The following is a 25,891-nucleotide window of genomic DNA, read 5'->3' as shown; positions in this document are numbered from 1 at the left end:
TTAGCGGCGAATGACGCCGACGCTCAAGCCTTCGATGACGAGGTCCTGTTCTTTCAGGTTCACTTCGATGGGGGCGAATTCGGGGTTTTCGGCGATCAGCCAGACCTTGCTGCCATCGCGCTTGAAGCGTTTGACGGTGACTTCGTCACCGATACGCGCCACGACGATCTGGCCATTACGGGCTTCACGGGTGGTGTGCACAGCCAGCAGGTCGCCGTCGAAGATGCCGATGTCCTTCATGCTCATGCCGTGGACGCGAAGGAGGTAGTCTGCTCGTGGATGGAAAAATGAAGGATTGATGTTGCAGGATTCTTCGACGTGCTGTTGGGCAAGAATCGGCGCGCCAGCCGCCACGCGGCCGATGATCGGCAGGGTGGTTTCGTCGGCCTTGGCTTCGAAGCCTGGGATGCGAATGCCGCGGGAGGCCCCCGGCGTCATTTCGATTGCGCCCTTGCGAGCCAGTGCCTTGAGGTGTTCTTCAGCCGCGTTGGGTGACTTGAAACCCAGTTCCTGAGCGATTTCCGCGCGGGTCGGTGGATAGCCGTTGTCTTCCAGGCAGCGTTTGATGAAGGCCAGAATCTCGGCTTGGCGTGGCGTCAGCTTTAGCATATTGATCGCTCTGTCTTTTTATACAGTGACTGGGATTATATACAGTGAGCGTCGCTTGGCAATCCTCCTTTTTTCGCCGGCCGCTGGACGGTCGATCGGCCGGTTGCCTGCGGCATGGCTACAGCCCGCCGAAGGTGTGGTTAAATAGCTGACCGGTCGTTCGCAAAACGTCCCGCCAGGCTTGACAACCCCAGGGCTCGAAACGTATGTTTCAAACAAGTGTTTGTCAGGCGGAGTAGTCATGGCCCAGTCGGAAACCGTTGAACGTATTCTCGATGCTGCCGAGCAGTTGTTCGCGGAAAAAGGTTTCGCCGAAACCTCGTTGCGTCTGATTACCAGCAAGGCTGGGGTAAACCTGGCGGCGGTGAACTATCATTTCGGCTCTAAAAAAGCACTGATCCAGGCGGTTTTTTCGCGATTCCTCGGACCTTTCTGCCTCAGCCTCGACCGCGAACTGGAGCGTCGCCAGGCCAAGCCCGACGTCAAGCCTACCCTCGAGGAGCTGCTGGAGATGCTGGTCGAGCAAGCGCTTGCCGTGCAGCCTCGCAGCGGTAACGATCTTTCCATTTTCATGCGCCTGTTGGGTCTGGCTTTCAGCCAGAGCCAGGGCCACCTGCGGCGTTACCTCGAAGACATGTACGGCAAGGTATTCCGTCGCTATATGCTGCTGGTCAACGAAGCAGCGCCGCGTATCCCGCCGATCGAGCTGTTCTGGCGCGTGCACTTCATGCTCGGCGCCGCCGCGTTCAGCATGTCCGGCATCAAGGCGTTGAGGGCGATCGCTGAAACCGATTTCGGCGTAAACACCTCGATTGAACAGGTAATGCGCCTGATGGTGCCGTTCCTGGCCGCTGGCATGCGTGCCGAAAGCGGTGTCACCGACGATGCCATGGCCGCCGCACAGTTGCGTCCACGCAGCAAAACGGCCCCGGCGCTCGCCAAGGCCTGAGGGTGGGCGTGGCGGCCTACATCCGCTAAGCTAGCCGCCCATGCCCACTTTCTTCCGAATCCACTCCATCCTTCGCACGACCGCGACAGCCGTCAGTCCGGTCCGTGCAGCCGTGGTCGCGTGGGTTCATCGTTATTAAGGAAATGCTATGACTGCTGGCCTGCAAGGCTCGTTGATGGTGGACGTCGCCGGTACCTGGCTGACGGCCGAAGATCGCCACCTGTTGCGTCAGCCGGAAGTGGGCGGGCTGATCATTTTCGCTCGCAATATCGAGCATCCGCGGCAAGTGCGCGAATTGAGCGCGTCGATCCGCGCCATTCGTCCCGACCTTTTGCTGGCGGTCGACCAGGAGGGCGGACGTGTCCAGCGCCTGCGCCAGGGGTTTGTCCGCTTGCCGGCCATGCGGGCCATCGCCGACAATCCGAATGCCGAGTACCTGGCCGAGCAGTGTGGCTGGATCATGGCGACCGAGGTGCTGTCCGTTGGTCTCGACTTGAGTTTTGCTCCGGTGCTGGATCTCGATTACCAGCGCAGCGCGGTGGTGGGCAGCCGTGCCTTCGAAGGTGATCCGCAACGCGCCGCGTTGTTGGCTGGCGCGTTCATTCGCGGCATGAACGAGGCTGGCATGGCGGCGACCGGCAAGCATTTTCCTGGCCATGGCTGGGCAGAGGCCGACTCCCATGTGGCGATTCCCAATGACGAACGCAGTCTCGAACAGATTCGCGCCAAAGACCTGGTGCCCTTCGCCAGGTTGAGCAAGCAGTTGGCTGCGGTGATGCCTGCCCATGTCATTTATCCGCAGGTAGATGCGAATCCGGCGGGATTTTCCCGGCGCTGGTTGCAGGACATCCTGCGGGGCGAATTGCAATTCGACGGCGTGATCTTCAGTGACGACCTGTCGATGGCCGGTGCCCATGTGGTCGGCGATGCCGCCAGCCGTATCGAGGCCGCGTTGTCGGCCGGTTGCGACATGGGCCTGGTCTGCAACGACCGTGCTGCCGCGGAGTTGGCCTTGAGCGCTGCCCAGCGCCTGAAGGTCAAACCGTCGGCCCGGATCGCACGCATGCGCGGCCAGGCGTTCGCCACCACCGAGTACCGCCAGGATCCGCGCTGGCTGAAGGCCGTCGGTGCGTTGAAAGCTGCGCAGTTGATCGATTAGAGCGCTGTTCGATGGCTGTTGCATAAGCAGACCGCGAATAACGGGATGACTGGCGATCCAGGAAGGGCGCGGACCCTGTCAGCGCTTTTCCAGCTTGTCCGGCAGGGGCGCAAACAGTGCTTCGATATCGTCGCTCTGCAACTGCCAGTCGCCGGTCACGCGGCCGTCCAGCACGCCGGCCGCCAGGTCGGACTTTTCCTTTTGCAGCAGCTGGATCTTCTCTTCCACCGTGCCTCGGGCAATCAGTTTGTAGACGAACACCGGTTTTTCCTGGCCGATGCGATAGGCGCGGTCGGTTGCCTGGTTTTCGGTGGCGGGGTTCCACCATGGGTCGTAATGAATCACGGTGTCGGCTTCAGTCAGGTTCAACCCCACGCCCCCTGCCTTCAGACTGATCAGGAAGATCTGGCGCTTGCCATTCTGGAACTCTTTGACGGGCGTGCGGCGATCCCGGGTCTGGCCGGTCAGGATGGCGTAGTCGACACTGCGCTTTTTCAGTTCATCCTCGATCAGCGACAGCATCGAGGTGAACTGGGAAAACAGCAGGACCCTACGACCTTCTTCAAACAGTTCTTCGAGCATTTCCATCAAGCTGTCGAGTTTGCCCGAGGTGCTGCCCCGGGCAGGCAACGCAGCATCATTGATCAGGCGCAAGTCGCAACAGACCTGGCGAAGCTTGAGCAAGGCCTCCAGGATGATGATCTGGCTGCGGGCGACGCCCTTTCGGGTGATTTCGTCGCGCACTTTCTTGTCCATGGCCAGGCGCATGGTCTCGTAGACATCTCGCTGCGCATCGCTGAGTTCAACCCAGTGGACGATCTCGGTCTTGGGCGGTAATTCCGTCGCCACTTGCTCTTTCGTCCTGCGCAGCAAAAAGGGTTTTACCCGCCCATTGAGGTGCTTGAGTCTTGCATCGCTGCCGCGCTTTTCAATTGGCACACGGTAATCGCGGTTAAAGCTTTTAACGTCTCCAAGCCACCCCGGCAACAAGAAGTGAAACAACGACCACAACTCGCCCAGATGATTCTCCAGCGGCGTGCCGGACAGGCACAGACGCTGCCGGGCGTCGAGTTCCCGCGCGGCCTGGGCGGCTTTGCTGGTGGGGTTCTTGATGTACTGGGCTTCATCGAGGATCAGTACATGCAGGGGCTGGCTTTTCAGGCGCTCCACATCCTTGGGCAACAGCGCGTACGTCGTCAGTACCAGATCGTAATCGTCCAGCCGGTCAAAATACTTCTTGCGGCCGGCGCCATACAGCGCAAGCACCTTCAGTTGCGGTGTGAAGTGAGCAGCCTCGTCGAGCCAGTTGGGAATCAGGCTGGTGGGCATCACTACCATGCAAGGCCGGTCGAGGCGGCCGGCGTTTTTTTCGCTGAGAATATGCGCCAGGGTTTGTAGGGTCTTGCCCAGGCCCATGTCATCCGCAAGGATGCCGCCGACCTCCAGCTGTCGCAGCGATTGCATCCAGCTCAAGCCTTCGAGCTGGTAAGGCCGCAGTGTCGCGTTAAGGCCCTCTGGCGCGGTCGCGGTGTAGTCCTTGATGTCCCGCAGGCGTTGGGCCAGGCTGCGGATGTGCTCGCCACCTTCCCAGCGCAGAGGCAGGTCCTGCAGCGGGTTGAGGCGCAGGGCGTCCGCGGTGTTCAGGCGCAGCTTGGTGGTGCCGGGTTCCTGTAAGTAGAACTCGCCCAGGGTCGCCAGCACCGGTTTCAATCGGCCATAGGGCAGGGCCACCTGTTGCGGACCGAACTCCGAATTCGGGCGGTTCGGCAAGTTGACCAGGATGAGTTCGTCATCGCGACGCCTTGCCAGGCGTTCCGGGTTGAACAGTTCGATGTGCGAGCGCATCAGGTTCAACAGAATTGGCAGCAGGCTCAGTCGTTCGCCGTTGACGATGATTCCCAGCTCCAGGTCGAACCAGTCCCGCTCCGGTGTCTCCTCGACGGTGGCGTACCAGTCATCCACGGCGGTCAGGTCGAAGCCGAAATCCTCGTCAATCTGCAATTCCCAGCGCTGGCCGCGCAGTTTCGGCAGGTCATTGAGGGTGAAGGTCAGCCAGGCGCTGTCGTTGACCATTTCATACAGCTCGCCGGCACTTTCCGGCAGGGCCTTGCTTTGTCTGGTTGCGATCTTGAAGCCGAGAATTCTCAATTGTTCGCGGTAGGACTGTTCCACCTCGGTGTGGCGTTTTATCCGTAGCGTCTGGGTTTCCTGGCGAATCAGCACATCCGTGTTGCGCTGGCCGCTGACGTATTCGTCCAGATAGTTGAACGAAAGGGCGGCGCGGTGCTGGATGTAGCGTTGCATTTTGCCGTTGCGTGGCTCGAAGGCGCTGAACTCGATGCTGGCCAGCCACAAGCGCGGGACGGGTTGAACGTTGTCCACCAACACCTGCGGAGGAGCCTTGGGGCTGCGGTTGTCCAGCACCGCCTGGAGTTTCTCCAGCAATTGTGCGTCCTTTTCGGCAGCCGGGTAGGCCAGGGTTTCCTGGACTTGCAGCAACACCGCGGCGCAGTGCTTGCAGTTGATGCGCACCGGGCAGGAACAGGCGGCTTCAAGCAACAGAAGGGTGCCCTTGGCTGACTCTTTCAGGCGAATGGTCTGACGGTAAACGCTGCCGCCGGAGCCTTCGCAACTGGCGGTGATGATGCTTTCGCCGGTCTCGACGATCCTGACGCGGTTTTCCTGTGCGTAGCGGCGCCCACGCTCCAGGCTCTGTTCCTTGAATCGATTGACCCAGGAAGGTGCCAACGGTTTGCTCAGGGGCGAGGGCATAGGCGCGCCGATCAGTCCGGAATGACGTCAGGTGCCTGCCGTGGAGCGGGCGCGGTGAGCGAGGTGATCTTGATCAGCAAGGCAAGATGACCGTTGTCCAGGTAGTTGAGCTGGCCGTTCTTGGTGTGGCTTTTCTGTTTCAGGCGTTCGCTGGCGGTGACCAGGCCATTGCCGTCGATCTGGTTGACCCAGAAGTCGGCGTCTACATCGGTGAAGCGGCCCAGCTTCAATTCCAATGTGCCTTCGATGGGGAACTGACCGAACTGTTCGGCGCCGTCGCTGATGGCGATCTTGTTGCCCTGTTCACCGAGGGTCTGTTGCCAGGCTTTGTGCATCAACACCGTGTACTGGCCGCTGGCGTTGAGTTTTTCCACGATGTTGCCCATCGCCGGCGTGCGCTGGCTGTCAGCGGCCAGGCGTTGGGCGCCGGCATCCCAGTCTTCCGGCGCGGCGCGGCTGATAATCGCCGGCTCGGCATTCTGGCGTACCAGAATCATTTCAACCTGATACAGGTCGTCGGCAAATGCCAGGGGGGCGACCAGGGTCATCAACAAGGTCAGTGAGCGAAACAGGCGCATTGGGCGTCCTTCAAGCAGTGGTCGGAGTGAGGCGCTCGAACAGCGCTTCTACGGTATTGAAACGCTCTTCCGGGCGTTCCATCGGCACCATGAATTTGAACATCGTGGCGCCTTCGAATTTGTAGCGCTTGGGCTGGCCCTGGATCAGCTTGATCAGTACCAGCGGATCGACCGGTGTCTGGGCTTCGAATTCGATACGACCGCCGTTGGGCCCGCCGTCGACTTTCTTGATGCCCAGTTGTTCGGCCTTGAGCTTGAGCAGCGTGGTGCGCACCAGGTTCTTGGTCGGCTCCGGCAGCAGGCCGAAACGGTCGATCATCTCCACCTGCAAGTCCTTGAGGCCTTCTTCATCGGTGGCCGAAGCGATGCGTTTGTAGAGGATCAGTCGCGCGTGGACATCCGGCAGGTAATCTTCCGGAATCAATGCCGGCACCCGCAGGTTGATTTCCGGCCCGCCGCCCAGGGGCTGGTCGAGGTTCGGCTGTTCGCCCTTGCGGATTGACTTGACGGCGCGCTCGAGCATTTCCATGTACAAGGTAAAGCCGACGGCCTGGATCTGGCCGCTCTGACCATCGCCCAGCAGTTCGCCGGCGCCGCGAATTTCCAGGTCGTTGGTGGCCAGCACGAAGCCCGCACCCAGGTCCTGGGTATTGGCGATAGCTTCCAGGCGTTTTTCCGCATCCGGGGTGATCTGCTGCCGAGGTGGCGTCAGCAGGTAGGCATAGGCCTGGTGGTGGCTGCGTCCGACCCGACCGCGCAACTGGTGCAACTGGGCCAGACCGAACTTGTCGGCGCGCTCGATGATGATGGTGTTGGCGCTGGGCACGTCGATGCCGGTCTCGATGATGGTCGAGGCGATCAGCACGTTGAAGCGCTTGTGGTAGAAGTCGCTCATCACCTGTTCGAGTTCACGCTCGCGCATCTGCCCGTGGCCGATGCCGATCCGTGCTTCCGGCACCAGTTCGGCGAGGTCGGCAGCGCATTTCTCGATGGTCTTCACGTCGTTGTGCAGGTAGTAGACCTGGCCGCCACGCAGCAGCTCCCGCAGCAAGGCTTCCTTGACCGTGCTTTTGTTCTGCTCCATGACGAAGGTGCGCACCGACAGGCGACGGGCTGGCGGCGTGGCGATGATCGACAGGTCGCGCATGCCCGACACGGCCATGTTCAAGGTGCGAGGGATCGGCGTGGCGGTCAGGGTGAGGATGTCGACCTCGCTGCGCAGGGCCTTGAGCTGTTCTTTCTGGCGTACACCGAAGCGGTGCTCTTCATCGATGATCACCAGTCCGAGGTTTTTGATCTTTACATCGTCCTGCAGCAATTTATGCGTACCGATGACGATGTCGATCTTGCCTTCGGCCAGGTCCTGCACCGCAGCGTTCACTTCCTTGGCGGACTTGAAGCGGCTCATCACTTCCACGGTTACCGGCCAGTCGGCGAAGCGGTCGCGGAAGCTGTTGTAGTGTTGCTGGGCGAGCAGGGTGGTTGGCACCAGGATCGCCACCTGCTTGCCGCTGTGCACGGCAATGAACGCGGCGCGCATTGCCACTTCGGTCTTGCCGAAACCCACGTCGCCGCATACCAGTCGGTCCATTGGCTTGGGCGCGAGCATGTCGGCCCGCACGGCTTCGATGGTGGTCTGCTGGTCGACTGTTTCTTCGAACGGGAAACCGGCGCTGAAAGTTTCGTAATCGGCCTTCGGATCGGTGAAGGCAAAACCTTCGCGTGCGGCCCGGCGGGCATAGATGTCCAGCAGCTCGGCGGCGACGTCACGCACTTGTTCGGCCGCCTTGCGCTTGGCTTTCTGCCAGGTTTCCGAGCCCAGGCGGTGCAGCGGCGCCAGTGCGTCGTCACTGCCGGTGTAGCGGGCGATGAGGTGCAGGTTCGCCACCGGCACGTAGAGTTTGGCGCCTTCGGCATACTCCAGGGCCAGAAATTCGGCCGTCTGGTTGTCCACTTCCAGCGTCGCCAGGCCCAGGTAGCGGCCCACACCATGGTCGATGTGCACCACCGGGGCACCTTCGCGCAGTTCGGTGAGGTTCTTGATGACGGCTTCATTGCTGGCGTCGGCGCGTTTTTCGCGGCGACGGCGTTGCATCACGCGTTGCCCGAACAACGGGCTTTCGGCGACCAGTGCCAGCGCCGGATCGTCGAGCACCAGGCCTTCGTCCAGCGGGGCGATGGTGATCGCCAGGCGATCCTTGCCGGCGACGAAGTCCGGCCAGCTGTCCACGGTCTTCGGTCGCAGCTTCAGGCGTTCAAGCAGTTCCAGCAGCACTTCGCGACGCCCGGCGGACTCGGCGGTGAACAGCACGCGTCCGGGGAATTCGTCGAGAAAGCCCGCCAGGGCCCACAGCGGTTGCGGGGCCTTGGCTTCGATCGCCAGGTCCGGCAGGGGCTTGGCGGGGAAGCGTTCGCGGCCGACGCCGCTTTCCACGTCCTGCTGGCTCGCCACCACCCGTGGCCAGCTCTTGAGGCGGGCAAAACAGTCTTCCACTGGCAGGAACAGTTCAGCCGGTGGCAGCAGGGGGCGAGAAGGGTCGACACGTCGCTCTTCGTAGCGGTTGCGTACGTCGTTCCAGAAGTTCTCCGCGGCCTGTTCGATGCCCGGCAAGGAGAAGACCTGGGTGTCCTGGGGCAAGTAATCGAACAGGGTGGAGGTTTCTTCGAAGAACAGCGGCAGGTAATACTCGATACCGGCCGGGGTAATCCCGCTGCTCAGGTCCTGGAAGATCGGGCAACGGCGGAAATCCACGTCGAAACGCTCGCGAAAGCGTGCCTTGAATCGGGTCACCGCTTCTTTCTGCAGCGGGAACTCCTTGGCCGGCAGCAGGCGGACGGATTGTACCTTGTCGATGGAGCGCTGGTTTTCCGGGTCGAACGTGCGCAGGGTCTCGATTTCGTCATCGAACAGGTCGATGCGGTAAGGCAGCTTGCTGCCCATCGGGAACAGGTCTATCAACGCCCCGCGTACCGCAAACTCGCCGTGCTCGTACACTGTATCGACGCAACGATAACCACTGGCTTCCAGACGACTGCGCATCTGCTCGACGTCGAGCTTCTGGCCGATGTCCAGCACCAGGCTGCTGCCGAGCAGGAACTGTGTGGGTGCCAGGCGATGTAGGGCAGTGGTGATCGGCACTACCAAAACGCCATGACTGAGCTCCGGCAGTCGATACAGGCTGGCGATCCGCTGCGAAACAATGTCCTGGTGCGGGGAGAACAGGTCGTAGGGCAGGGTTTCCCAGTCCGGAAAATGCAGCACCGGCAAATCCGGGGCGAAGAAACTCAGCGCCTGTTCCAGCCGCTCGGCGCTCTGGCTGTCGGCGGTCAGCAGCAGGGTGAAGCGCTTGGCAGCGCTGGCAGCCTCGGCGATGGCCAGGCTCAGGGCGGCACCGGGCAGATTGCCCCAGTGCTGTTTACCTGCGGTGGCAGGGAGATGCGGGAGACGCAGAACGGGCACGGAAGGTTGAGCTCCAAGCGTTGCGACAAAGTCGACAATTGTAGCGGGGTAAAGGGGCGGCTGTCAGTCGCAGACTACCCTGGCGGAGGGGAAAACCACGGCGCGACAGGCGCGCATTGCTCAGCAGTGGAGTCGGCGGCATAATGTAGCCCCTTTTTTCAGCCCCTACATGTGGAAGGTTCCCGTGACTCAGAAGCCCGACCAGTGTCTTGGTGAATGGATCGATCGTGAAGCACTCGCCGAAGCGATGATCCCTCTCATCGGTCAGCTCTACCGCAATAACAACGTGGTGAGCTCGATCTATGGCCGCAGCCTGATCAACCAGTCTGTCATCGCGATTCTCAAGGCTCACCGCTTTGCTCGCCACCGTCAGTCCGACGACAGCGAATTGTCCGTGCACGAAACTTTCCCGCTGCTCAAAGCCATGAGCGAGCTCAAGCTCGGCGCCGCTTCGGTGGACCTGGGCAAGCTGGCCGTCAAGTTCAAGGCCCAGGGCAATGGTCGCACCGCCGAGCAATTCGTTCGCGAAGAGCTGGCCGATGTCGTCGGTCAACAGAACGCATCGGCCCGTAAAGGTACCGACGTGGTGCTGTACGGTTTCGGTCGGATCGGTCGCCTGCTGGCACGCATCCTGATCGAGAAGACCGGTGGCGGCGACGGCCTGCGCCTGCGGGCCATCGTCGTGCGCAAGGGCGCCGAAAACGACCTGACCAAGCGTGCCAGCCTGCTGCGCCGCGATTCGGTCCACGGTTCGTTCAACGGCACCATCATCATCGATGAAGAAAACAACACCATCTGCGCCAACGGTAACCTGATCCAGGTGATCTACGCGAAGAACCCGACCGAGGTGGACTACACCCAGTACGGTATCAAGGACGCTCTGCTGGTGGACAACACCGGCGTATGGCGTGATGCGGACGGTCTGGGCCAGCACCTGGCGTGCCCGGGTATTGACCGCGTCGTGCTGACCGCGCCCGGCAAGGGCAAGCTGAAGAACATCGTTCACGGCATCAACCACGGCGAAATCACCGCTGACGACAAGATCGTTTCCGCTGCCTCCTGCACCACCAACGCCATCGTGCCGGTGCTCAAGGCTGTGAATGACAAGTTCGGCATCGTCAACGGTCACGTTGAAACGGTTCACTCGTACACCAACGACCAGAACCTGATCGACAACTTCCACAAGGGTGACCGTCGTGGCCGCAGCGCCGCGTTGAACATGGTCATCACCGAGACCGGTGCCGCTACCGCCGCTGCCAAGGCCCTGCCTGAACTGGCCGGCAAGCTGACCGGTAACGCGATCCGTGTACCGACGCCGAACGTGTCGATGGCTATTCTCAACCTGAACCTGGAGAAAGCCACCAGCCGCGAAGAGATGAACGAGTACCTGCGCTACGTGGCGCTGCACTCAGAACTGCACAAGCAGATCGACTTCGTTAACTCGCAGGAAGTGGTGTCCACCGACTTCGTCGGCTCGCGCCATGCCGGTGTAGTCGACGCTGAAGCCACCATCTGCAACGACAACCGCGTTGTCCTGTACGTGTGGTACGACAACGAGTTCGGTTACAGCTGCCAGGTGGTTCGCGTCATGGAAGACATGGCCGGTGTGAACCCGCCAGCGTTTCCACGCTAAGCCTTAGCTGCTCATGAAAACGCCCCGACTTGTCGGGGCGTTTTCATGTCTGGATTTTATGCGGTCCAGTGTGGGGGGGGCGAGCCTGTTCGCGATCGCGATCTGTCAGGCGCCGCCGGCCACCGAAGCCTGTGCAGTGCGCAATGCATGCCGGTTACCCTTGAACAGCACCAGGGTCGCAATCAACCCCAGCACCGCTGCTCCGCTGAGCCAGATCCCCGGCGCGGCCTTGTTATCCAGCACATGGATCAGATAAGTGCAGGCCGCCGGAGTAAACCCACCGAAGGTCGCCGTCGCCAGGCTGTAGGCCAGGGAAAAGCCGGTGGTACGCACTTCGACCGGCATGATTTCCGTCAAGGCCACGACCATGGCGCCGTTGTACGATCCATACAGGAACGACAACCACAACTCCACAATCAGTAGATGACTGAAGCTGGGGTTCGTCACCAGCCACGACAGCGCTGGATACGCCGTCAGGATTGCGAGGACAGTCGCACCCAGCAGCAGGGGTTTGCGCCCGATCCTGTCGGAAAACGCGCCCATCACCGGCAGCCAGAAAAAATTCGACAGGCCAATGCACACCGTCACCAACAACGCATCCAGGTCCGACAGGTTCAGCTCGGCCTTGCCGAAGGTCGGCGTATAAGCCGTGATCAGGTAGAACGAAACGGTAGTCATCACTACCAACGCCATGCCGGCCAAGACAATGCCGAAGTTCTGACCGATGGAGCGAATGATCTCAGACAGAGTAGGGCGGTGTTTTCTTGCTTGGAACTCAGGCGTCTCCTCCAGGGAGCGACGGATCATGAAGATGGCCGGCACGATCATGCAGCCGACCAGGAAAGGCACGCGCCAGCCCCATTCGCCCATTTCCTGTGGGCTCAGCCAATGATTGAGGCCAACCCCCAGCAGCCCGGCGAATACCACGGCAGCCTGCTGGCTGGCGGACTGCCAACTGACGAAGAAGCCCTTACGGCCCGGCGTGGAAATTTCCGCCAGGTACACCGAGACGCCGCCCAGCTCGACACCGGCGGAGAAGCCTTGCAGCAAGCGACCCAGCAGCACCAGCAGTGGCGACATCACCCCCAGGGTGGCATAGCCCGGCACGCAGGCGATCAGCAGGGCGCCGGCGGCCATCATTGCCAACGTGATGATCAGGCCCTTGCGACGGCCGTGGCGGTCAATGTAAGCGCCCAGAAAGATCGCCCCCAGGGGGCGCATCAGGAACCCGGCACCAAAGGTGGCCAGGGACAGCATCAGCGAGGCGAAGGCGCTGTCGGTGGGAAAGAACGTCTTGGCGATGGCCGTCGCATAAAAGCCGTAGACCATGAAATCGAACATCTCCAGGAAGTTGCCGCTGACAACGCGAAAGATCGCCTTGCCATTGCTCGTGTTGGAGGACATCTAGGGTACTCACTCTGTAAATCTTATGTGGAAGCGCTGCACCCTGATGTGGGAGCGAGCCTGCTCGCGATGGCGGTATCTCAGCCACCATCGACGCTGATTGATCTGCCGCTATCGCGAGCAGGCTCGCTCCCACAGGTTCACGCAGGGTCGCTCTGACACCCATAATGGCCGGCGTTGTTTTGAGGGGGGATGAAGATTTGTTAACTGGACGATGGGGGCTGCTTGTGATGCTGGTCGGCGTGTTGTCCGGCTGCGGCAATGGCGACACCCTCGAACGTTTCGATGGCCCGACCATGGGCAGCCGTTATTCCATTCAGTACGTCAGGCATTCCGCCACGCCGCGTCCGAAAGCGGTACAAGCCGAGGTGGAAAACATTCTTGCCGAAGTGGACAGGCAGTTCTCGACCTATCGAAGCGATTCGGACATCGAGCGTTTCAATGCGCTGCCGGCAGGTGCATGCCAGGTTATGCCTGGCCCGGTCCTTGAACTGGTCCGGGTGGGCGAGCAATTGTCCTTGCAGAGCGATGGCGCCTTCGATCTGACGGTGAAGCCCTTGCTGAATCTGTGGGGCTTCGGTCCGCAGTCCCGGGAGGAGAACGTGCCGAGCGCAGCAGCGCTGGCGTCGGCACGGCAGCGCGTCGGCCACGCTCATTTGCGCATTGACGGCGACCGGCTGTGCAAGGACGCGGCAGTGGAAGTCGACTTCAACAGCATCGCCGCCGGCTACGCCGTCGACCGGATCGCCGCCAGGCTCCAGGCGTTGGGCATCGACAGTTACCTGGCTGAGGCCACTGGCGAGCTGAAGGCCGTCGGACGCAAGCCTGACGGCTCAGCCTGGCGAGTGGCCCTGGAAGAACCCCGTGATGACCGACAAGTGGCAGAGCGTGTGATAGCGGTGGATGGCTACGGGGTTTCAACTTCCGGCGACTACCGCCGATACTTCGAGCGGGACGGAGTGCGGTACTCCCACACCTTCGATGCGCGTACCGGTGCTCCGGTCCTGCATAAGCTGGCGTCAGTCACGGTGATTCATCCTTCGGCGTTGATGGCCGATGGACTATCGACGCTGTTGCTTGTTCTCGGTCCCGAACGGGGTTGGGACTATGCCCAGAAGCATGGCATCGGGGTATTTTTCGTGATGCGTGACGGCGAGCGTTTTGTCACGCGCACCAATGATGCGTTTGAACGGATCAGCAGCGGAAAACCCCAATGATGACAGCTTGGCGAAAGGGTAGGTGTGGCGAAATAGCGCAGGCAAAACTAGCCTACGACGCGACCAAGGGGTAATGTGCGCGGCGTTGAAGCTTCTATAGACTGCGGCCGGATCCGTGAACCGGCTCAAAATTGTTCCTTCATGTCGCAACCCGACGTGATTTAGCCGTCGGTACCATACCGGGTACCGCGGCCTGTTCTGAGGAGTACGCATGGCTGTCTACAACTACGACGTGGTGGTACTGGGTTCCGGCCCGGCGGGAGAAGGCGCGGCAATGAACGCCGCCAAGGCAGGACGCAAGGTGGCAATGGTCGACAGCCGTCGCCAGGTCGGCGGCAACTGCACCCACCTGGGTACCATCCCGTCCAAGGCCTTGCGTCACTCGGTCCGGCAGATCATGCAGTTCAACACCAACCCGATGTTCCGGGCCATTGGCGAACCGCGCTGGTTCTCTTTCCCGGACGTGCTCAAGAGCGCCGAGAAAGTCATCTCCAAGCAGGTGGCTTCGCGTACGGGCTACTACGCCCGCAACCGCGTGGACGTGTTCTTCGGCACCGGCAGCTTCGCTGACGAGCAGACCGTTGAAGTAGTATGCGGCAACGGCGTCGTGGAAAAACTGGTGGCCAAGCACATCATCATCGCCACCGGCTCGCGCCCGTATCGCCCGGCCGATATCGACTTCAACCATGCGCGTATCTACGACAGCGACACCATCCTGAGCCTGGGCCATACCCCGCGTAAACTGATTGTCTACGGTGCCGGCGTGATCGGATGCGAATATGCCTCGATCTTCAGCGGCCTGGGTGTGCTGGTGGAACTGGTGGACAACCGCGGCCAGTTGCTCAGCTTCCTGGATTCGGAGATCTCCCAGGCCCTGAGCTATCACTTCAGCAACAACAACATCACCGTGCGCCACAACGAAGAGTACGACCGCGTCGAGGGCGTGGACAACGGCGTGATCCTGCACCTCAAGTCCGGCAAGAAGATCAAGGCCGACGCCTTGCTCTGGTGCAACGGTCGTACCGGCAATACCGACGCCCTGGGCCTGGAAAACATCGGCGTGAAGGTCAACAGCCGCGGCCAGATCGAAGTAGACGAGAACTATCGCACCTGCGTGCCGAACATTTACGGCGCCGGTGACGTGATCGGCTGGCCGAGCCTGGCTAGCGCCGCTCACGACCAGGGTCGCTCCGCTGCCGGCAGCATCGTCGACAACGGCAGCTGGCGCTTTGTGAACGACGTGCCGACCGGGATCTACACCATTCCCGAGATCAGCTCGATCGGCAAGAACGAGCAGGAACTGACCCAGGCCAAGGTGCCGTATGAAGTGGGCAAGGCGTTCTTCAAGAGCATGGCGCGGGCGCAGATTGCCGGTGAGCCCCAAGGCATGCTGAAGATTCTGTTCCACCGCGAGACGCTGGAAGTGCTGGGTGTGCACTGCTTCGGCTACCAGGCTTCGGAGATCGTCCACATTGGCCAGGCCATCATGAACCAGCCGGGCGAGATGAACACGCTGAAGTACTTCGTCAACACCACGTTCAACTACCCGACCATGGCCGAAGCCTATCGGGTAGCGGCCTACGACGGGCTCAACCGGCTTTTTTGAGCGGCTCCGGCCGGTGGCCTGAGCCGGCCGGGGAGACCGATTTCAGCAATTCTCGAGCGTGGCAGTGGCCAAACCGGGAAAGTCTGTAATCAGGCTGTCAGCGCCAAAGTCGGCGAGCCTGCGCATGAGCGCGGGCTCGTTGACGGTCCACACCGAGACATGCAGGCCTTGACGCTGCGCCTTGATCAGGCGTTCCGGCGTACATAGCGTCCAGTTCAGCGCCAGAATCTCACAGCCATAGCTCTGCGCGACTTTCAGTGGGTCGAGCCAGGCGTATTCCGCCACCAGGCCACGGGAAATGTCCGGTGTCAGCTCCAGGGCGGCCTTGAGCACCTCGCGGGAGCTGGAGGTGATGGTGATCTTGTCCAGTAGCCCGAACTGCTGCGCCATTTCACGAATACCCAGCACCGTGGCTGCCGCACGGGTGCGTGATGCGCTTTTGACCTCCAGTTGCCAATGCTCGAAATCACATTTCTCGAACAGCTCTTCCAGGCGCGGGATCGTGCAGGGTGTGATCCAGCCAGGGCCGCCTTTGCGCGCATCGTAGGTCACCAGCTCGGCGGCGGTATGTTCGACCACCTTGCCTCGGCGATCCGTGGTGCGCTTGAGGGTCGGGTCATGAATGACCATCAACTCGCCATCCATGGACAGATGCAGGTCCAGTTCGCAACGGCGCACGCCGTGCTTGAGACATTCCTGAAAACCGGTCAGGGTATTTTCCGGCGCTTCGCCCTTGGCGCCGCGGTGGCCATAAATGAGGGTCACGGTTGTTCCTTATTGGTACCTGATTCGTTCAGTTCCCGCGCCAGGCGACGTTCTTGTGCCTGTTTCTGCAGGATGTAGCGGGCCAGCAACTGGCGTTGGGCATCGGTGGGGCGCTCGAATTCGGTGCCGACGTCGTACCCACCACCCTTGGGATCGCAATGGGTGACCCGCGCCCGCAGCAACAGGCCCAGGGCCTGGGGCATCAGCACCATTTTGATCGACAGGTGCGCGCCGATGGCAATGGGGGTGGGGTGCTGGAAGTCGATGCCGCCTTCGGAAATGATCACCGGCTGCGGTTCGCCGATTTCCCCCAGTACTGTCAGGGCAATGACCTGGCTGAGAAGATCGATGCGCTTGTTCATCACCTTGAGGTAAGCCGCGATGCTGCGTTCACGCTCGCTGATCTGGCGTAGCAGATGTTGCGACTCGAATTCGCTCAGGTGCAGTTCGCTGAGCAGGTTGAATAATGGAGACGCATCCTGCAACACATCCAGGCCGGCGGCTTCTGGAATGGACAGGGGCCGAATTTCCAGTGCGATCGTGTCCTCGATACGGTAGTATTCGCGGCGATCTTCTTCATCTAATGTCGACATGGCGAACCCATGGTAGCGGCGGTGGTCTGAGTGTAAAGCTGGTTTGTGACCCCCGCCACAAGGACGTTTCTTTTCCCTCCGAACAAGCCCCGACATGTTCAGACCTCTCTTCGTATTTATCGGCACGCGTTATACCCGTGCAAAACGTCGCAATCATTTCGTATCGTTCATTTCCCTGACGTCCATCATCGGGCTGGCCCTTGGCGTGGTCGTGATGATCGTCGTGCTGTCGGTGATGAACGGCTTCGACCATGAGATGCGCACCCGCGTGCTCGGCATGGTGCCCCACGCGACGCTCGAATCCGGCGAAGCCATCAGCGACTGGCCGACCCTGGCCGACAAGGTCAAGCGGAACCCGCAGGTGTTGGCCGTGGCGCCGTTCACCCAGATGCAGGGGCTGCTGACCAACGACGGTAAGGTGTCCAAGGTCTTGCTCAACGGCATCGACCCCGGGCTCGAACGGAATGTGTCGATCATCGACAACTTCATGAAACAGGGGAAGCTCGATGACCTGGCGCCCGGCGGCTTCGGTATCGTCATCGGCGACAAGGCCGCGGCCAAGCTCGGCGTAGCCATTGGCGACAAGCTGACCTTTGTCGCACCGGAAGTCACCGTGACCCCGGGCGGCATGTTCCCGCGCATGAAGCGCTTTACCGTGGTCGGCATTTTCCATGTCGGCGCCGGTGAACTGGACGGCTACCTGGGCGTTACCAACCTTCAGGACCTGGCGCGTCTGCATCGCTGGAAGCCGGATCAGGTCCAGGGCCTGCGATTGAAGTTCGACGACCTGTTCCAGGCGCCGCGTGTCGCGTGGACCATCGCCCAGCAACTCGGCGAAGACCGCTACTACGCCCGTGACTGGACCCGTACCCACGGCAACCTGTACCAGGCGATCCGCATGGAAAAGGCCATGATCGGGCTGCTGTTGCTGCTGATCGTTGCCGTTGCGGCGTTCAACATCATTTCCACCCTGGTGATGGTGGTGAACGACAAGAAGGGCGACATCGCCATCCTGCGCACATTGGGCGCCACGCCGGGGCAGATCATGCGGATCTTCATGGTCCAGGGCACGATCATCGGCGTGATCGGTACGCTCGTCGGTGCCCTGGTTGGCATGTTCGCGGCATTGAATGTCAGCGCCGCGATTGCTGCCCTCGAAAGTCTGATCGGGCACAAATTTCTCAACGCCGACGTCTATTTCATTGACTACCTGCCTTCGCAATTGCAGGCCGATGATGTGTTGATGGTGTGCGGCGCCGCGTTGGTCCTGAGTTTCCTCGCCACCCTGTATCCAGCCTGGCGTGCCGCGCGCACCCAGCCGGCGGAGGCGTTACGTTATGAGTGAGTCGGGCATGAGTGAAAAAGCAATCTTGAGCTGCCGCAACCTGAGCAAATCCTACGAGGAAGGGCCGGAGTCGGTGGTGGTGTTGTCGGGCCTGCAACTGGAGCTGCATCCCGGCGAGCGCGTGGCGATTGTCGGTACTTCCGGGTCGGGCAAGAGTACCTTGCTCAACTTGCTGGGGGGGCTCGACACGCCGACCGCCGGCAGCGTCTGGCTGGCGGGCGAGGAGCTTTCCGCGTTGAACGAGAAGGGCCGTGGCTTGCTGCGAAACCGCTCCCTGGGCTTCGTCTACCAGTTCCACCACTTGCTGCCTGAATTCACCGCGCTGGAAAACGTCTGCATGCCGCTGTTGATCGGTCGCACCGCGATCCCCGAGGCCCGTCAGCGCGCCACCGCGTTGCTGGAGCGGGTCGGCCTCGGACATCGCCTGGAACACAAGCCGGCCGAACTGTCCGGCGGCGAGCGCCAGCGGGTGGCGATTGCCCGGGCCCTGGTCAACAAGCCAGGGCTGGTGATGCTCGACGAGCCGACCGGCAACCTCGACTCCCACACCGCCCAAGGCATTCAGGATCTGATGCTGGAGCTCAGTACCTCGTTGCGCACCGCCTTCCTGGTGGTCACCCACGACATGAACCTGGCCCGGCAGATGGATCGTGTCCTGCATCTGCAGGAAGGTTGCCTGACGCCTATCTGACCGACCGGAACCCGGCGCTGGATGCATGCACCGGGTCATTCATTCTTTTACGGTGCCCCGAATGTTCAGACCGTTATCGATCTTTATCGGCACGCGCTATACCCGTGCCAAGCGCCGCAATCGCTTCGTTTCGTTCATCTCCATGACGTCGATGATCGGCCTCGCCCTGGGTGTGCTGGCGATGATCGTGGTGCTCTCGGTGATGAACGGCTTTCAGCGTGAAATGAGCTCGCGCATTCTGGGCATGGTGCCCCACGCCACCATCGTCGGCGTCAATCCCATTGACGATTGGCAGCCGGTGGCCGCCGCGGCGTTGAAAAATCCCGAGGTAACGGCCGCGGTGCCGTTCACCGAGATGGAGGGCATGTTGAGTCATAAAGGTTCGATGCAGCCGATCCAGATCAGTGGTATCGACCCTGCGCAGGAAGGCAAGGTGTCCATCGTGGCCCAGCATATCGTCCAGGGGCGTCTCGATGCTCTGAAGCCGGGTGAGTATGGCGTGGTGATCGGTGAGATCACCGCCCGACGCTTCCGCCTGAACGTCGGCGACAAACTGACCCTGATCGTGCCGGAAGTCAGCACCGCCCCGGGCGGGATCACCCCGCGCATGCAGCGACTGAACGTGGTGGGGGTGTTCAAGGTCGGCGCCGAGCTGGATGGCTCCATGGCGCTGATTCACCTGGCCGACGCCGCGCAGATGCAGCACTGGCAGCCGGACCAGGTGCAGAGCGTGCGCCTGGCGGTGAAGGATCTGTACGCGGCGCCGAAGGTTTCCGGTGACATCGCCGCGAGTCTGGGCGCCGGGTTCAAGGCCGACGACTGGACCCACACCCAGGGCAGCCTGTTCAGCGCAATGAAAATGGAAAAGACCATGATCGGACTGCTGTTGCTGATGATCGTCGCGGTAGCGGCGTTCAACATCATCGCGACCCTGATCATGGTGGTGAACGAAAAGGGCGCGGACATCGCGATCCTGCGAACCATCGGTGCCACGCCACGACAGATCATGGCGATCTTCATGGTCCAGGGCACGGTGATCGGTATCGTCGGCACGGTGATCGGCGGCGTACTGGGGGTGATCGCGGCGTTGAATGTCAGTGAGCTGGTGGGTTGGCTGGAGCGCGTCAGTGGTCAGCACATCTTCAGTTCCGACGTTTACTTCGTCAGCAACCTGCCGTCGGAGCTTCAGCGTGGCGACGTGGTGTTGATCTGTGCGGCAGGTTTCATCTTGAGTTTCCTGGCCACGATTTACCCGGCCTGGCGTGCGGCGAAGACCGAGCCGGCGCAGGCGTTGCGATATTCCTGACGCCGACGAAGCCCTCTGTGGCGAAGGAATGAATCCCCTCGCCACAGCTTCGTAGGGGCTCAGTCAGCCTTTGGCAATTCAATCATGAACCGCGTCCAGCCATCGACCGATTCACAATGGATGTCCCCGCCATGGGCACGAATGATCGAGCGGGTAATGGCCAGGCCCAGTCCAGCGTGTTCACTGCTGCCTTCCCGGCGGGCCGGGTCGGCGCGGTAGAAACGATCGAACAGGCGCGGCAGCAAGTCCGCTGGGATGCCGTCGCCGCTGTTCTCCACATGGATCTTCAGGACATGCGGGCTGTCGATGATCCGTATCCGCACTTCGCCATCGGCGGGGGTGAAGCGCAAGGCATTATCCAGGAGGTTGGAAAAGGCCCGGCGCAGCATGCTGCGGTCTCCCTCGACACGGCCATCGCCTGCTCGGTTCAACCGGACATCGACGTCCTCGGCCAAGGGCGCGAAGAATTCCAGCAGCACATCGATTTCCTCTGCCAGGGCCAATCGCTCGCGGTGGGGCGCCAGCAGGCCGTGGTCGGCCTTGGCCAGGAATAGCATGTCGTTGACCATTTGCGCCATCCATTGCAATTCTTCAAGGTTGCTGTGCAGCGCCTCGCGGTAATCCTCCAGGGAGCGTTCGCGGGTGAGGGTGACCTGGGTATGGGTCAGCAGGTTCGACAGCGGCGTGCGCAGTTCATGGGCGATGTCGGCGGAGAATGCCGAGAGCCGCTGAAAGGCGTCGTCGAGGCGTGCAAGCATGGCGTTGATGCTGTGGGCCAGTTCGGCCAGTTCGGCAGGCATTTGTTCCTGGGGCAGGCGGGCGTTGAGGGAGCGGGCCGAGACATTACCGGCGATTGCCCCCATGCGGCGTAAAGGTCGCAGGGCGCGTCGTGCGGCCCAGGCTCCGAGCAGGGCGGTGGCCAGGGCGGAAAGTCCGACAGTCAGCCAGATCATGCGCTGCATGCGCTGCAGGAAGTGCTGATGATGCGTGATGTCCAGCAGCAGCGTCAGTTGCGGCGAGCCTGGACGACCGGGATCGAGCGGTGCAGTGAGTACCCGATAATCGCTGTCTGCGTCGCTGAGGGTCGACAGGCCGGGGCTTTCCGGTAGTTGCGCCGGAATCCGGATCGAACTGTCATACCAGCGTACGCCGTTGCTGTCCTTGATACGCAACGCCAGATCGGACTGGCGACTCAGTTCATCCTCCAGGCGCCTGCGCAGCTGATCGGCGTCGAGGCCTTGTACGGCTCGGCGCAGACCGATCAGCCTGCTTTCCAGCAGCTGTTGATCCAGCTCGATGAAGTGCGCCTCGCTGCCGCGGCTGAACAGCACTCCGGCAAACAACGAGACCACGGCGGTACACGCGGCAAACAACAGCGCCAGGCGACTGCTCAGTGACCACCGGGTTTTCACAGGCTGCGCTCTTCAAGGACATAGCCCATGCCGCGCACGGTGTGAATGAGCTTGCTGGGAAAATCGTCGTCAATCTTGATCCTCAGTCGCCGGATCGCGACCTCGATGACGTTGGTATCACTGTCGAAGTTCATGTCCCAGACCTGGGAAGCGATCAGCGACTTGGGCAGCACTTCGCCCTGTCGACGCAGGAGCATTTCCAGCAAGGCGAACTCCTTGGCGGTAAGGTCGATGCGCCGGCCACTGCGTTCGACGCGGCGACGAATCAGGTCCAGACGCAGATCCGCCAGTTGCAGGCTGGTTTCCAGAGGCGTCGAACTGCCCCGGCGCAACAGGCTTCGCACGCGCGCCAGCAATTCGGAAAAAGCGAAGGGCTTGACCAGGTAGTCGTCGGCGCCCAGTTCCAGGCCATGCACCCGGTCCTGAACCGCGTCCCGTGCCGTGAGAAACAGCACGGGGGTATCCAGCCCGGCGCCGCGGACCGCCTGCAAAATCTGCCAGCCGTCGCGGCCGGGCAGCATCACATCGAGAATCAACAGGGCGTAATCGCCGCTCAGGGCCAGTTGCTGGCCCGTGATGCCATCGGCCACCAGGTCAGCATTGAACCCGGCTTCGCTCAGGCCCTGGCGCAGGTATTGACCGGTTTTCGTTTGGTCTTCGACGATCAGCAGTTTCATGCACAGCCCCGGGCATTGTTGGACGCAGCTTTATACCGCAGCAGGTACCGTCGCGACGCAAGCTGACAAAGTTGTAATCGAGCTGTCAGCCGACTGGCAGCGCTGTAAGGATAGAGTTTCCCACAGGCTGAACCTTATCCGATTGGAGTATGGACATGTTGATGGGGAAACGTTTGATCCTGGCTGCTTGTGCGCTGGCCTTCAGTGCGTCGTCGTGGGCGTCGCCGGGCCGACATTTTGAGTTTGGCCGGCCGGCATCGGCTGCCGAGGCGAGCCGCAGCATCGAGGTGGTCATGGGGGACATGACCTTCAACCCCCGCGAACTCGACATCAAGGCTGGCGAAACCGTGCGGTTCGTCCTGATCAATAAAGGACAGTTGTTGCATGAATTCAATCTGGGCGATGCGGCGATGCACGCCGAGCACCAGCAAGAAATGCTGAAGATGCAACAAAGCGGGCAATTGACGCCCACTGCGATGGCGCCGGCCATGGATCACAGCTCAATGAATCCCGGCTCAATGAGTCACGGCTCGATGGGACACGATCAGGCCGGTATGCGCCACGATGACCCCAACAGCGTGTTGGTGGAGCCGGGCAAGACGGCTGAGCTGACATGGACGTTCAGCCAGGCCACCCGCCTGGAGTTTGCCTGCAATATCCCCGGCCATTACCAGGCTGGAATGAAAGGGGACCTGACTGTCAGACAGTAAGCACTCAAAGGCTGCGGTAAAGGCTGATAGAATCCGCTGATTCTTCAGTCAGGTTTCCGTCATGCATCCCGCAGCCGAACACTCGCCGCTGGGCAAGTCCAGCGAATACATCGCCACGTACACGCCGTCACTGTTGTTCCCGATTCCACGCACCGCGAAATGGGCAGAGCTGGGCCTGACCGCCGAAACCCTGCCGTACAAGGGCGTGGATTTCTGGAACTGTTTCGAACTGTCGTGGTTATTGCCCTCCGGCAAGCCGGTGGTGGCGATCGGTGAGTTCGCGATCCCGGCGGACTCTCCCAACATCATCGAGTCCAAGTCCTTCAAGCTGTACCTCAATTCCTTGAACCAGACTCCGTTCGCCGATAACGCGAGCCTGGAAGCGACCTTGCGCCAGGACCTGTCGGCGGCGGCCGGCAAGCCGGTGGGGGTGCGAATTCGCAGCCTCAAGGACGTGGAAAGCGAAGGTGTCGTGGCACTGCCCGGCACGTGCATCGATGACCTGGACATCAGCGTCGATTCTTACGCGCATCCACGTCCGGAATTGCTGCGTTGCGACGCGTCGCGCATCGTCGAGGAAAGCCTGCACAGCCACTTGCTCAAATCCAACTGCCCAGTCACCCGTCAGCCGGATTGGGGCAGTGTGGCGGTGGAATATCGCGGCGCGGCCCTGGATCACGCCAGCTTGTTGGCCTACATCGTCAGCTTCCGCCAACATTCGGATTTCCATGAGCAATGCGTTGAGCGGATCTTTCTCGACCTGCAGCGCTTGCTCAAGCCGGAGAAATTGACGGTGTATGCGCGGTATGTACGCCGGGGTGGGCTGGACATCAATCCATATCGCAGCACAGAAACGGTGCAGTTGCCGAACCATCGCCTGGTTCGTCAATAAGCATTCTGTGGGAGCGAGCCTGCTCGCGAAAGCGCCGCGTCAGCTTGCCTCGATGTTGAATGTGAGGCCGCAATCGCGAGCAGGCTCGCTCCCACAAGAGGTCACCGCAGGTTCGTGTCCCGCTGGCGAAACTGATCAGATTCCCATATTGCCCAGCGTCAACATGATATTGCGCAGCGTCCCGGCAACGGCAGGGTGACTGATTTCGAATCGTTCCACGGCCAGATTCACGCCGTCGACCAGGCTGGTGTCCTGAAGGGTGTTTTCCAGCGCAATTTCGGCCTCGATCTGGCTCATCAGCTGTTGCAGGTGCTCGCGGTCCGGTTCAGAAAGCGGCGGGTCCTGATCCAATTGAACGCGCAGTTTGTTGAGCTTTTCTTGCAAGTCTTCGCGGCCAGGCATGGCGTACTCCTTATTGATCGGCACAGCCATGGACCGCGACGGTGCGTCAAAAGTCCGTGGCTTGCCTTAAGAGTAATCCACCCTCACGCCTGCTGCATGATCCGGGTCAGGGCTTCTCGCCTTTGAGTCGACGCTGGCAGATATCGGCCAGGCAGGTGTCGAGTTCTCCCAGATGGTCGATCACCGAATGCACACCCAGGCTGAACATCTGAACCGTTGCCTTGGCTCGCCTGGCTTCCCGTTGTTGCTCGCTCAGGGCCTGCCATTCGCCGGGCGCCAGGCCGCACAGCGAGCCGCAGGAGGCGAGTCCGATGGTCCACAAGCCGGCGTTGAGCCCCGACTGCAATAATCTGGGTTCACCGCTGACCAGTACGCATCCGTCCAATTGCTGGACATTCAGTGCCATCAATGCTTGCCAGCAGGCGTGAGGGGCTGGCCACGGATTATTTGTTGCAGGAAGTTGCGGAGGCTTGATCCATGCCGGCAACGAAGCCGCCAGGCCATGACTGACGGTGGGGGGCAGTTCATCGAGCCAGGCGCAGGGGATCCCCTGGAGCTGCAAGCGATGCAGGCTTTCGAGCGCACCGGGTGTCGGTTGCGCGTGCTCGGCCGGCGTTGCTCCTGCCTGACGAGCGCGTGCCCCGAAATCCACCAGACACCCGCTCAGGCCAAACAATACGGCGGTGAGGTCGAGGACGGGGAGGGGCAGAGCTTCGGCGCGAGGCATGGGAACGTCCTTGAAATAACCGGAAGCCTACCGGGCCTCCATGACAGTCCGGTGACAGTGAAATGAACGGGTTTGATGAAGGGAATGTCCTACGGGCAAGTTCTTTTTCCTATGCTGCCTATCGGCACGTTCCGCTTTATACTAGCGGCCTCACCGCCTGGGCTTGGCGCCCTAGCCTGAATCATCCAAGGAGTTTTCCCCTATGCGCTGGAGCCATCGCCTAGCTCAGCTGTGTCTTTCCGCGAGTGTCCTGCTGGTACCGTTCGCCTCCCAGGCCGCTACGGAAGACGACCCTTGGGAAAGCATCAACCGTCCGATCTTCACCTTCAACGACACCGTCGACACCTATGCGCTCAAGCCGCTGGCGCAGGGGTATCAATACGTGACGCCGCAATTCCTGGAAGATGGCATCCATAACATGTTCCGCAACATCGGTGACGTGGGCAACCTGGCCAACGATGTGCTGCAAGGCAAGCCGGCCGCCGCCGGAGTCGACACTGCCCGATTGATCTTCAACACCACCTTCGGCCTGTTGGGCTTCTTCGACGTGGGCACCAAGATGGGCCTGCAGCGCAATGACGAAGACTTCGGCCAGACCCTGGGCTACTGGGGCGTTGGCAGCGGTCCATACGTGATGCTGCCGCTGCTGGGCCCCAGCACCTTGCGTGATGCGCCGGCCAGGTTCGTGGACAGCTACACCACCCCGTATCCCTATATCGATAACGTATCGGTGCGTAATTCGATTTTCGGCCTGAACATTGTCGACACCCGCGCGAGCCTGTTGTCGGCCGAAAAACTGGTGAGCGGCGACAAATACGTGTTCATCCGCAACGCTTTCCTGCAAAACCGCGAATTCAAGGTCAAGGACGGCCAGGTCGAAGACGATTTCTGATCTTCGATGCTGTTGGAGGGGCGGCTTGACGGGTCGCCCTCCGTGTTTTCGGGGATTTGTCCTTCCATTGAGTTACGCTTCGCTCGGTTCTT

22 protein-coding genes are annotated in these 25,891 nt (G+C 61.1%); 11 read left to right on the top strand and 11 right to left on the bottom strand.

All coding sequences use genetic code 11. The features are described from left to right. A complete protein-coding gene (lexA, locus tag EGM97_RS08170; RefSeq protein ID WP_053158679.1) occupies positions 1-609 on the bottom strand; it encodes a transcriptional repressor LexA in 609 nt (202 codons plus the stop codon). A gap of 241 nt (positions 610-850) precedes the next feature. Between lexA and EGM97_RS08165 the strand changes: the two genes are divergently transcribed. Then, entirely contained in the window at positions 851-1,558 is a 708-nt protein-coding gene (locus EGM97_RS08165) for a TetR/AcrR family transcriptional regulator (RefSeq protein ID WP_053158676.1), read from the top strand. A 160-nt stretch (positions 1,559-1,718) separates the two neighbouring features. Next, positions 1,719-2,717 carry a beta-N-acetylhexosaminidase gene (nagZ, locus tag EGM97_RS08160; RefSeq protein ID WP_238965241.1) on the top strand — a complete coding sequence of 333 codons (999 nt, stop codon included), beginning with the start codon at positions 1,719-1,721 and terminating at the stop codon, positions 2,715-2,717. A gap of 78 nt (positions 2,718-2,795) precedes the next feature. On the opposite strand, the gene EGM97_RS08155 is transcribed toward nagZ, so the two are convergent. The 3 genes from EGM97_RS08155 to mfd are packed head-to-tail and all read right to left on the bottom strand — an operon-like array spanning position 2,796 to position 9,527. Then, a complete protein-coding gene (locus EGM97_RS08155) occupies positions 2,796-5,489 on the bottom strand; it encodes a DEAD/DEAH box helicase (protein ID WP_238965176.1) in 2,694 nt (897 codons plus the stop codon). A gap of 11 nt (positions 5,490-5,500) precedes the next feature. Next, positions 5,501-6,067 carry a CsiV family protein gene (locus EGM97_RS08150; protein WP_238965175.1) on the bottom strand — a complete coding sequence of 189 codons (567 nt, stop codon included), beginning with the start codon at positions 6,065-6,067 and terminating at the stop codon, positions 5,501-5,503. 10 nt (positions 6,068-6,077) lie between these two features. Next, entirely contained in the window at positions 6,078-9,527 is a 3,450-nt protein-coding gene (gene mfd, locus EGM97_RS08145; RefSeq protein ID WP_238965174.1) for a transcription-repair coupling factor, read from the bottom strand. 169 nt (positions 9,528-9,696) lie between these two features. Between mfd and EGM97_RS08140 the strand changes: the two genes are divergently transcribed. Further along, positions 9,697-11,160, top strand: a complete 1,464-nt coding sequence (locus EGM97_RS08140; protein ID WP_053158662.1) for a glyceraldehyde-3-phosphate dehydrogenase — start codon at positions 9,697-9,699, stop codon at positions 11,158-11,160. A 105-nt stretch (positions 11,161-11,265) separates the two neighbouring features. Here the strand turns inward: EGM97_RS08140 and tcuC are convergent, their stop codons facing one another. Beyond that, positions 11,266-12,564: an MFS transporter gene (tcuC, locus tag EGM97_RS08135; protein ID WP_238965173.1), complete on the bottom strand. Its 1,299-nt coding sequence runs from the start codon at positions 12,562-12,564 to the stop codon at positions 11,266-11,268. A 230-nt stretch (positions 12,565-12,794) separates the two neighbouring features. On the opposite strand from tcuC, the gene EGM97_RS08130 reads away from it, so the two are divergent. Then, positions 12,795-13,781: an FAD:protein FMN transferase gene (locus EGM97_RS08130; protein WP_238965240.1), complete on the top strand. Its 987-nt coding sequence runs from the start codon at positions 12,795-12,797 to the stop codon at positions 13,779-13,781. A gap of 211 nt (positions 13,782-13,992) precedes the next feature. Continuing rightward, positions 13,993-15,387 (top strand): Si-specific NAD(P)(+) transhydrogenase, encoded by a 1,395-nt coding sequence (gene sthA, locus EGM97_RS08125; RefSeq protein WP_238965172.1) that lies wholly within the window; start codon positions 13,993-13,995, stop codon positions 15,385-15,387. A 42-nt stretch (positions 15,388-15,429) separates the two neighbouring features. Here sthA and EGM97_RS08120 read toward each other — a convergent pair whose 3' ends face one another. Then, positions 15,430-16,152, bottom strand: a complete 723-nt coding sequence (locus EGM97_RS08120) for a glycerophosphodiester phosphodiesterase (protein WP_238965171.1) — start codon at positions 16,150-16,152, stop codon at positions 15,430-15,432. Next, on the bottom strand, positions 16,149-16,745 hold the full coding sequence (locus EGM97_RS08115; protein WP_053158647.1) for a PilZ domain-containing protein: 597 nt from the start codon (positions 16,743-16,745) through the stop codon (positions 16,149-16,151). The genes EGM97_RS08120 and EGM97_RS08115 overlap by 4 nt, the downstream gene beginning before the upstream one ends. A gap of 94 nt (positions 16,746-16,839) precedes the next feature. Here EGM97_RS08115 and EGM97_RS08110 point away from each other — a divergent pair, with 94 nt between their 5' ends. The 3 genes from EGM97_RS08110 (at position 16,840) to EGM97_RS08100 (ending at position 20,087) form a co-directional block, all read left to right on the top strand. Further along, on the top strand, positions 16,840-18,090 hold the full coding sequence (locus EGM97_RS08110; protein ID WP_238965170.1) for a lipoprotein-releasing ABC transporter permease subunit: 1,251 nt from the start codon (positions 16,840-16,842) through the stop codon (positions 18,088-18,090). 7 nt (positions 18,091-18,097) lie between these two features. Further along, positions 18,098-18,781: a lipoprotein-releasing ABC transporter ATP-binding protein LolD gene (lolD, locus tag EGM97_RS08105; RefSeq protein WP_172679671.1), complete on the top strand. Its 684-nt coding sequence runs from the start codon at positions 18,098-18,100 to the stop codon at positions 18,779-18,781. Positions 18,782-18,842: 61 nt separating this feature from the next. Beyond that, a complete protein-coding gene (locus EGM97_RS08100) occupies positions 18,843-20,087 on the top strand; it encodes a lipoprotein-releasing ABC transporter permease subunit (protein WP_238965169.1) in 1,245 nt (414 codons plus the stop codon). A 59-nt stretch (positions 20,088-20,146) separates the two neighbouring features. Here the strand turns inward: EGM97_RS08100 and EGM97_RS08095 are convergent, their stop codons facing one another. Beyond that, positions 20,147-21,499, bottom strand: a complete 1,353-nt coding sequence (locus tag EGM97_RS08095) for a heavy metal sensor histidine kinase (RefSeq protein WP_238965168.1) — start codon at positions 21,497-21,499, stop codon at positions 20,147-20,149. Next, entirely contained in the window at positions 21,496-22,176 is a 681-nt protein-coding gene (locus tag EGM97_RS08090) for a heavy metal response regulator transcription factor (protein WP_238965167.1), read from the bottom strand. Before EGM97_RS08090 ends, EGM97_RS08095 begins: the two co-directional genes overlap by 4 nt. A 155-nt stretch (positions 22,177-22,331) precedes the next feature. Here EGM97_RS08090 and copI point away from each other — a divergent pair, with 155 nt between their 5' ends. Beyond that, positions 22,332-22,886 (top strand): copper-resistant cuproprotein CopI, encoded by a 555-nt coding sequence (gene copI / locus EGM97_RS08085; RefSeq protein WP_238965239.1) that lies wholly within the window; start codon positions 22,332-22,334, stop codon positions 22,884-22,886. A gap of 61 nt (positions 22,887-22,947) precedes the next feature. Next, positions 22,948-23,778, top strand: coding sequence for an NADPH-dependent 7-cyano-7-deazaguanine reductase QueF (gene queF, locus EGM97_RS08080; RefSeq protein WP_238965166.1), 831 nt, complete (start codon positions 22,948-22,950; stop codon positions 23,776-23,778). Between the two features lie 135 nt (positions 23,779-23,913). Here the strand turns inward: queF and EGM97_RS08075 are convergent, their stop codons facing one another. Both EGM97_RS08075 and EGM97_RS08070 read right to left on the bottom strand, forming a co-directional pair. Continuing rightward, positions 23,914-24,180: a DUF4404 family protein gene (locus EGM97_RS08075; protein WP_238965238.1), complete on the bottom strand. Its 267-nt coding sequence runs from the start codon at positions 24,178-24,180 to the stop codon at positions 23,914-23,916. A 106-nt stretch (positions 24,181-24,286) separates the two neighbouring features. Beyond that, on the bottom strand, positions 24,287-24,907 hold the full coding sequence (locus EGM97_RS08070; protein ID WP_238965165.1) for an HAD superfamily inactivated hydrolase PcrP: 621 nt from the start codon (positions 24,905-24,907) through the stop codon (positions 24,287-24,289). Between the two features lie 202 nt (positions 24,908-25,109). On the opposite strand from EGM97_RS08070, the gene EGM97_RS08065 reads away from it, so the two are divergent. Beyond that, positions 25,110-25,799, top strand: a complete 690-nt coding sequence (locus EGM97_RS08065) for an MlaA family lipoprotein (protein WP_053158619.1) — start codon at positions 25,110-25,112, stop codon at positions 25,797-25,799. The last annotated feature ends 92 nt before the right edge of the window (positions 25,800-25,891 follow it).

It is taken from the genome of Pseudomonas sp. AF32 (assembly GCF_022342325.2).
Lineage (GTDB): Bacteria > Pseudomonadota > Gammaproteobacteria > Pseudomonadales > Pseudomonadaceae > Aquipseudomonas > Aquipseudomonas uvaldensis.
This window is presented reverse-complemented; position numbering and strand designations above follow the sequence as displayed.